The sequence below is a fragment of the Microcystis sp. M_OC_Ca_00000000_C217Col genome (genome assembly GCF_007095585.1).
GTDB classification, from domain to species: domain Bacteria; phylum Cyanobacteriota; class Cyanobacteriia; order Cyanobacteriales; family Microcystaceae; genus Microcystis; species Microcystis panniformis.
The window spans coordinates 1-3841 of record NZ_SFBV01000169.1 but is presented as its reverse complement, the minus strand read 5'-3'; the positions used below and the strand labels follow the sequence as shown (position 1 = coordinate 3841).

Genomic DNA, 3841 nt, shown 5'->3' with positions numbered 1-3841 from the left:
CTTCGTTACTTGGTATGGTTCGATAGGGGGGCATAAATCGACTAAATCCTTATCTGGCAAGAGACTTAATTGATTAGTTCGCTCTAGAGCAAAAACAATTGACAAAAATCGCTAAATGCTTTTCTATATAAGGGTTCCATCCCTTATAACCCCCGTCCATTGCATAACAATTACCGAAGAGCCACTGAGATTAATAAAATGCAGTGCTACTCTGACGGGAATAGCCTCGGTGATTTGGGACTTTACATAAAAAGGTAGTGCGATGCCGAACGCAATTTTGTAGGGTGCGTTCCCTAATGCAAGTCCTACTACTCCACCGATCGATTTTGGGGAACGCACCATGCACATTGATGGAAACTGTGGATTTAAGTGCGATGCCGAAGGCACTGCGTAGCAGTACGCCGCTCTGGTGGGTTAGGTTAACGGCAGACCCCCAACTGTGATCTTTGACTTCATGCCAATTTGTGCGGACTGTATTCAGGTGTTACCTGCTGTGATAGTTAGTAAGTGAGCCTGTTCGTTGAGTTGAGGAGTAAAATAGGAGAAGTCCTAATCTAAGATTTAGTAATGGATAGAAGCATTATAGAACGGCAACCGCTAATTGAAGCAGTCAAGGCTCTCCCTGATGAGGCTTTAGTGGAACTGTCTAATTTTCTTGACTATCTTCGCTATAAAGCAGCCTATCAAAGAGAACTGACCACTCATTCTTCTAGTTTTCTGCTTGCAGTTGCAGGTTTAGGCAACTCTGGTCAACAGGATATTTCAGAACGTGATGAAGAGATTCTAGGCAATGAGATTGATCCGGTGTCCGGCTGGAATCTTAAGCCAAGCAATTCAGTATGACGGCGATACTTGACACCAGTTTTTTGTTTGCCTTGACCGATCAGGGCGATCGCAATCATCAACGGGTGTTGGCTATTGCTCAAAGCGTGAATGAGCCATTGGTTCTACCTGTCGTTGTCCTGCCTGAGGTCTGCTATCTGATTGCATCAAGATTGGGCCACCAAGCAATGCGCCGTTTTGTATCCAGTATGACACCTGATGCGGTTCAAGTTGAACCTGTAATCCCAGAAGACTTGGTACGAGTGCATGAGATATTGGAACAATATGCTGACAATCAGCTACGAGGCGATGGCGATCGCTAACATCTAGTCCATTGTACAACCTCGATCCGACAGTTTCTGCTTTACCTTAGATGTCAAATCTTCAGGAAAACCAGGGGGTAACTGGGGCGGGGATCGGGAGGAAAAAATATAGATTTCATTTTGCCCATCTAAAACAGGCAAAATTTCTACAGGATAACCTTCTACAGGATAACCATTGTAGAAGTCTTTTTGCACAATGGTAGATTTATCCGCCCGCAAACGGCTACTGAGGAGTTGACCACTGATCACCTTTGCCGTTGACAATGAAAGAATCGAAACATCCAGCAAACCACGGTCTTTGTATTCTAAAACACAGACTTGCCCCTGCACCTGAGAGGGAAAAATACTCAAAAAATAAGCTTCATGTAAACTTTGAAAACCGTCACCATCATTATGCCACAGTCCCAGAAAAGGGGTGACAGTGGGATTAGTTTTTGCCCATTGGTTTCTAAATGACTTGAGCGGTTCACCTAATTCCGAAGGACTGATTAACTTATTATGTCCAGCCAAGCCAAACCAACTATCAATCATCTCCGAAGTGGTGAATTTAATGGAAAGTAAATCCAAGATATTTAGGGGGAGAATCAGTCCTCGCTGGGTAACAATTGCCGTCACGAGTCCAACGGTGGCAGTACCTAGAGCAACGAAGGCTGCAATGAGGACAATTGTCTTTCTCGTCATTTTGACACTCCAATCATATAGCCCACATCCTAGCGGTACACTCGCTTCGTCTGGCTAACTAGGGATTATACAGAAACTTTCTGTATAACACTCTCTGGGGTAACGATATGGGTCAACTTTCGGCATATCACCCCATTTGGGCGCAATCGCCCGAACTTTTCCGTATATCACGCCCAAAAGCGTGTTAGCCAGATTAGCATATTGTCAAAAACCTTGTTTAACTAAATTTCTGACAATAGGCTGAAATAACAGAAGTTTTCTAGGATTCTAGCGACGATTCTTCGATCTGACCGCACCTCTTGACAAAAATTTATAATTATTCGATTCGTTCAATTGTCGGGGGCTTCTGTAAAGATTTTTTAGCGTGAAATTATCATTCATACTGTACTTACTTGTAGCGTTTTGTTTCCATCTCAATCAACAAGAATCTAAGGGCAATATCAAGATATTGGTATGGGAAACGATAGTTTCGATCGATACCGACTCCACAGACCATCTTGGCTTATCCTTTACTAAGGTTCTTGAGCCAAAGCTAAGACACGCTGATATAGCTGGGAACTGACACGAAAACCAGCTTGGCTGATCAAGGCATCCATAACAGGTTGAACTTGAGGGATGAGGCTTTTTTGTTTGGCAACGAGCAGAATGCCCAGAATACCAATGATAGACAGCCCTAGCCGCAGGGCTTCTTGCCGCCCCAAGCGTTCATCGATGAGCAGATCATCAGCTTGCAGCTCAAGTGCCAGGGCTATTGCATTCGCTTCTCCAGCATCCGGTCCTCGTTCTTGCTGAAGCTGGTTAACGAGTTCGGAGTTGGTGAGGGGTTGGGGTTGAATCCAGCCGGCTTGGAGAATGGCTGGAATGATGGGATTGCTTGCGGCTGCTGGTTCCCTAGCAGCAACGTCTGGAATGATAACGGTTTGGTAAATTGACTCTAGCAACCAGAGATGATCGACGATCGCCAGATTGGCAAGGGCGGAGGTATCGCTGACCACGATCATAGCCAGCCTCGATCTCGCAGATGCTGAACATCCTGCTCAAAGTCTTCTACATCGTAGTGAACACAAATACCGCGATCTGCCAGCAGTTTTTGAAAGTCCATGACTTCCATCCCGGCAATTTTACTGGCGCGACTGAGGGAAATCCGCTCTTGCTGAAACAGCGCAATGGCAATCTCCCGGAGCCAGTCGCCCTGGTTAAAGGTTTCGGCTTGGCTGAGGTTATCCGGTAGGTTCAGGGTAATTTTCATTAAGACATCCTCACGCACTATTTATCTCCTCGTCTTTACTCGTTTTCTGATAACAGGATTTGGTATTATTGACTGACGGGAGCCAGCAATTAATTTCTAATTTTAAGCACTTGCATAGGAGTCAAACGTCTTTGCTCTGTCTTGTCAAAATCTTGATCAAAACTCACAATAGTAGCTTTTTCAAGCTCGGCAGCAACATATTGGTAAGCATCATCAAAATCCAAGCGAAAGAGAGCCATTATTTCTACGACTCTCTTCATTTGGTTAGCAGGAACACCGACCAGCACAACACCAGCATCAATCAAAACGTCATCCACAAATTTGATAAAAACGTCTCTTTGATTCAGCCGATTACAGATCACCCCGATAGAATTTGACATACTCCCACCGTCAAGCTACGCTGTGACGGGGGATTCTTGACCTATCACTATCGGAAATTCCTTGTTCAACGAGACAACTTAGATTCTCAATGTCTCCATTAAAAACCCAGAGGTCGGACTCTCTATTATGCGTTTGGGTCGGTTTCTGTTTTTCTGTTGGGAGCATCTCACTTACGCGATGAGTAATTATACCTAGACTTCCTCCGTATAAACATACTAGCTATGGCTAAAAGTCTTACAGAGCCTGAGTTCAAGCCATACAATACCAATGAACTACTGGACACAAAATCCTGAAGTTCTTACGCCGATAGGGTTTGAGGCAAAAATTTTCAAATTTGACCTTTAGACCATTATAGCTTGTTTCGGGGCAGAAAATCAGCAAAAAC

Annotated in this window: 6 protein-coding genes and 1 pseudogene; 2 read left to right on the top strand and 5 right to left on the bottom strand. The window is 44.4% G+C overall.

What is annotated here, in order from left to right:
- Positions 1 to 567 precede the first annotated feature (567 nt).
- Positions 568 to 843: a hypothetical protein gene (locus EWV66_RS09830; protein WP_002758127.1), complete on the top strand. Its 276-nt coding sequence runs from the start codon at positions 568 to 570 to the stop codon at positions 841 to 843.
- On the top strand, positions 840 to 1145 hold the full coding sequence (locus tag EWV66_RS09825; RefSeq protein ID WP_287107448.1) for a PIN domain-containing protein: 306 nt from the start codon (positions 840 to 842) through the stop codon (positions 1143 to 1145). The genes EWV66_RS09830 and EWV66_RS09825 overlap by 4 nt, the downstream gene beginning before the upstream one ends.
- Before the next feature lie 3 nt (positions 1146 to 1148).
- On the opposite strand, the gene EWV66_RS09820 is transcribed toward EWV66_RS09825, so the two are convergent.
- The 5 genes and pseudogenes from EWV66_RS09820 to EWV66_RS09800 form a co-directional block, all read right to left on the bottom strand.
- Complete coding sequence (locus EWV66_RS09820) at positions 1149 to 1826, bottom strand: hypothetical protein (RefSeq protein WP_287107447.1); 678 nt, start codon at positions 1824 to 1826, stop codon at positions 1149 to 1151.
- 512 nt (positions 1827 to 2338) lie between these two features.
- Positions 2339 to 2827, bottom strand: coding sequence for a PIN domain-containing protein (locus tag EWV66_RS09815; RefSeq protein WP_002787926.1), 489 nt, complete (start codon positions 2825 to 2827; stop codon positions 2339 to 2341).
- On the bottom strand, positions 2824 to 3075 hold the full coding sequence (locus EWV66_RS09810; RefSeq protein WP_043995814.1) for a UPF0175 family protein: 252 nt from the start codon (positions 3073 to 3075) through the stop codon (positions 2824 to 2826). Before EWV66_RS09810 ends, EWV66_RS09815 begins: the two co-directional genes overlap by 4 nt.
- 89 nt (positions 3076 to 3164) lie before the next feature.
- A complete protein-coding gene (locus EWV66_RS09805; RefSeq protein ID WP_249265027.1) occupies positions 3165 to 3455 on the bottom strand; it encodes a PIN domain-containing protein in 291 nt (96 codons plus the stop codon).
- 10 nt (positions 3456 to 3465) lie between these two features.
- Positions 3466 to 3607, bottom strand: a pseudogene (locus EWV66_RS09800) (RNA-guided endonuclease TnpB family protein); the annotation flags it as partial.
- Between the last annotated feature and the right edge of the window lie 234 nt (positions 3608 to 3841).